Origin of the sequence: Waterburya agarophytonicola KI4, assembly GCF_020640915.1 — a bacterium.
Lineage (GTDB): Bacteria > Cyanobacteriota > Cyanobacteriia > Cyanobacteriales > Xenococcaceae > Waterburya > Waterburya agarophytonicola.
This window is the reverse complement of the sequence record NZ_JADWDC010000136.1, coordinates 1-3,456: the sequence shown is the minus strand read 5'-3', so window position 1 is coordinate 3,456 and position 3,456 is coordinate 1. Positions and strand designations below refer to the sequence as shown.

Sequence of the window (3,456 nt, the reverse complement as noted above, 5' to 3'; positions counted from 1 at the left end):
GAAATATCTCAGATTGAAATTGCTCGTAAGCTCAATCTTACTCCTGCCAATGTTTCTCGCTCTATCAAAAAGCTTTGCGAGCTTGAAATCATTGAAAAAAGATATTTAGCGGGTAAGTTGGTTGGCTATAGGCTTCTGGTAGAGGAATTTGAACCGCAAATTCATTCATAGAATTAATATCTTACATTCTATTCAATTGTTCATTTTTTTTACGTATCGTACCCCTCGACCATAGTTTTTAGGCTGCGGTGTAAATCATTTTTAGAATTGATTAAATTCCTTGAGAAGTTCTTCTTCTTCTTTATCAAAATATGATTGACTTTGCACTTTCGCTACATATGATTTATCTTGCAGTTTTTCTGCCAAAGTTCTTTTTTCTTCAACTGACTCTTTATCTTTATTATTTGAGTTTATTTTTATATCTGCATTCAATATAGAAATCGCTTTTTCTTTACGCTTTATTTCGTTATTTGGCTCGCTCTTACTTGAGATTTCTTTTGTCGAATTGTTGGTATTTTCGTTAGATACTAGCTTTAGGTTAGTCTGAGATACATTGGTTTTTTTCTGATTCAATTTTTGTTTTTTATGTGACGAGGAATTTTTATTGAGTTCGCTCATATATTGTTTTAATGTTCCCGCCGAAATCATTATTTTTTGGTTTGCTAGTAGATCGGATAATTCTTTATAGCTATAGCCTTTTTTGACGGCACTTTTTAGCTCGGTTTCCATTTCGGCGATAGTTTCTCGCAGAGTAAGTTCTAGCTTTGGTTTAGCTTCTAATTCTTTTAACTGAGCTATAGTAGTGCTTACTGTATCAACATGGATTTTCTGATTGCGGTTGGTTTTAGTCATCTAGCTTATTTGATCGCTTAGTTTCTTCTCTGATTATTTTTTATCGTGGCGAAAATTAGTTACAGAGATGGCTGAATATTAAGCTTAATGATAATTATTCAAATAAATTAAGCTACGGATATAAATGTATATTTTAGGCGGTCAAATAGTCATCGCTACAGATAACGATCGAGCAGGAAATAAACTAGCGCAAACTCTAACAGTTGAAGCCCCATCAAAATCTCAGATATCTCGCGACCAGCCCCAGCCTCTATCCTGGGTATTGCGATCTATTTCTTGCTGTTTGGTGTGCTGTAATATTTCATTCCAATCTTTGCCCTGTTGGGGTAGCTCGCGAGATATCTGAGATTTTGATGGGGCTTCAACTGTTAGAGTTTGCGCTAGTTTATTTCCTGCTCGATCGTTATCTGTAGCGATGACTATTTGACCGCCTATTTTTGTCATGTCTGCCATAGCAGTTTTAACTAATTCTAGTTGCGAGCTTGATATTGTTCCCCCAGTTGATATGTAGCGAGTATGGGGATTTTTATCCTTAAAAAGTTGATGGTAGCTCATGGCATCAATGGCACTTTCAACGATGACTAAACGGCGATCGCTTTCTTGGGGTTTGGAACGCCATAGGGCTTTTGTTCCTCCTTTACTAAATCCTGTATAGTTTTCGTTCTTGGCAGTAAAGCCTGTCATTCCATTACTGTCGTAGTGGGGGAAGATGGCATTACCATCACGGTCTGTAGCTACTGTTCCGATAAAGCGATCGCTTTTTAGAATGGATTGGTCAATGCCTCTTTTTTCTAAATAAGGATGGGACTGGACTACTTTGAAGTTGGATGCAGCTTTGATTATTTTTAGGCGATCTTTACTTATGGGTTGGGGTTTGTCTCTGGGGGTGAATTTGGCTGGTTGTGTTCTTGGTCGATCGTTCCAGTTTTTTAGTTCTTTCCTAACTTCAGAGAGTCCTACGGAGGAGCGATTCTGTACGAAATCGATAATCGTACCGTTATCGATTTCGTCTTTGACAGAGAAATAAACGCCGTGTCCGTCGGTGTCGGTGGCAACTATTATTTTGTCTCCATTGTCATGGGCGAGAACGGCACTGTTTTGACTAGACTTTTGACTTATGTATTGATATCCGAAGCTTTGGGCGTATTCTACTAGGTTGATTTGGGTTTTGAATCTTTCTAGTTCTTCTTTTCTCTTGAGATCTAAGGCTCGTCTGCCTCTTTCAATATTTGAGTAAATTCGTTGATGGAGTTGGTTAAGTTCAATACTTGTTCGCTCAAGCCGTTGACTTGATTCTGAAGCTGTTTGTTCTGCTTCTCTAACCGCTTCATGTCCTGTTCGTATCTGTTGGACAGATTGGTTATTTGTTCTTTGTACTCCTTGGCTAGCTGTAGATAAGATAGCCTCAGTTGATTCTCTAGTTCGCTCATGGTTTACTCTTACTCTAGTTTCAGGCAGGGTTGACCCTGGCACGTCCAGCCTGGGGTTAGTTGTTGGTTCAAGGGTGGGGTGATGAATGTTCCGTTGCTGGTTTCTCCAATCTTTATTCCCTTCGTTTGGCTCTTGAGATGATTGAGAGTTTCTTGTTGTTGTGATATCTCTCGATCGATCTTGTCTAGTTGGGTTTGTTTCTGGGTAATTCGCATCGACGAGAATCCGATCAGCCCCCAACTTCCGCCCAAGATACCCAGACAAAGACTCCCTGCTGTAATCGACTGCCAGATCCATTGTTGGCTCAAGTATTTTTTGAAGGCTTGGCGGTTCTCCTCCATAGCGCGAGATATGGTAGCTCGCTCTGCTTTCAGCCAGTTCTCTGATTCTTGACTGTAGTTGGTCGAGATCTTTTTGCTGTGGGTCTTGAGTTGTTGCCGTAGTTCCTGTTGTTCTGCCTGTGCCGTCTCTTCCAGGCGTTTGTTCTCGGCTTCTATCTTCTTCTTGAGATTGTCCCCCAAGTCTCCAAGATGCTTCATATATTCCCCCTTTGAGTCGATATCTATTGTTGGTTTCTGGGTCTACTACTGTGAGGTAGTTTTTTCCTTGTCTTGGTATTTCTAGACCTATTTCGGCAAAGCTTTGAATAATATCGTCACGATTAGTCACTAGTCCTGCTTCGATGCGCTGGGTGATGTAATCGGTTAGCTGCTGTTTGGGGTCAGGAGCAGCCAGCATTCCCGCCCGTTGTTTTTCGGCATCGATTAACGCTTGGTAGCCTGGTTCGTAGATTCGTTTACGAGATAGGTCGTCAGGTCTTGCCCAATCTTCTTTGATGTTCCAATATGTCTGCCAGGGTTTGAAGTATCCATGCCAACCAGGAGGGGCTATATTGAGGCTTTTTCCTGTATCTAGTTCGACTTTGGGGGTGACGAAATGGAGTTCTACGCGGTCGCTTCCTGTATGGGTGTGACGTACCCAGAGGGTGTTATATGAGTCTTGTTTGATGCCAGCAAAGGCGTATTCTTCAAAGGAATCGATGATTGCCTGTTGGTCTTTTTCTGTGGGGGCATCTTCGACAGCGAAGCTGAGAACACCACTGTTGTATTTGTATTGGAAGTCTAGCCCGTCAATTAACTGGGTGGTAAGTTCTGGATTACCTCTGATGACTTC

At 41.2% G+C, this 3,456-nt stretch carries 3 protein-coding genes; 1 reads left to right on the top strand and 2 read right to left on the bottom strand.

Features of this window, described 5'->3' with window-relative positions; genetic code table 11:
* Positions 1-3: 3 nt before the first annotated feature.
* Positions 4-171, top strand: a complete 168-nt coding sequence (locus tag I4641_RS24400) for a winged helix-turn-helix transcriptional regulator (protein ID WP_369426879.1) — start codon at positions 4-6, stop codon at positions 169-171.
* Positions 172-261: 90 nt separating this feature from the next.
* Here the strand turns inward: I4641_RS24400 and I4641_RS23470 are convergent, their stop codons facing one another.
* Entirely contained in the window at positions 262-852 is a 591-nt protein-coding gene (locus tag I4641_RS23470) for a hypothetical protein (RefSeq protein WP_229643007.1), read from the bottom strand.
* A gap of 222 nt (positions 853-1,074) precedes the next feature.
* Positions 1,075-3,456 (bottom strand): toprim domain-containing protein (locus I4641_RS24475; RefSeq protein ID WP_229643006.1); only part of this gene is annotated, 2,382 nt, incomplete at its 5' end.

Excerpts from the sequence above, each read along its gene's own strand:
- I4641_RS23470 (WP_229643007.1), bottom strand. The coding sequence starts at position 852 with ATGACTAAAACCAACCGCAATCAGAAAATCCATGTTGATACAGTAAGC.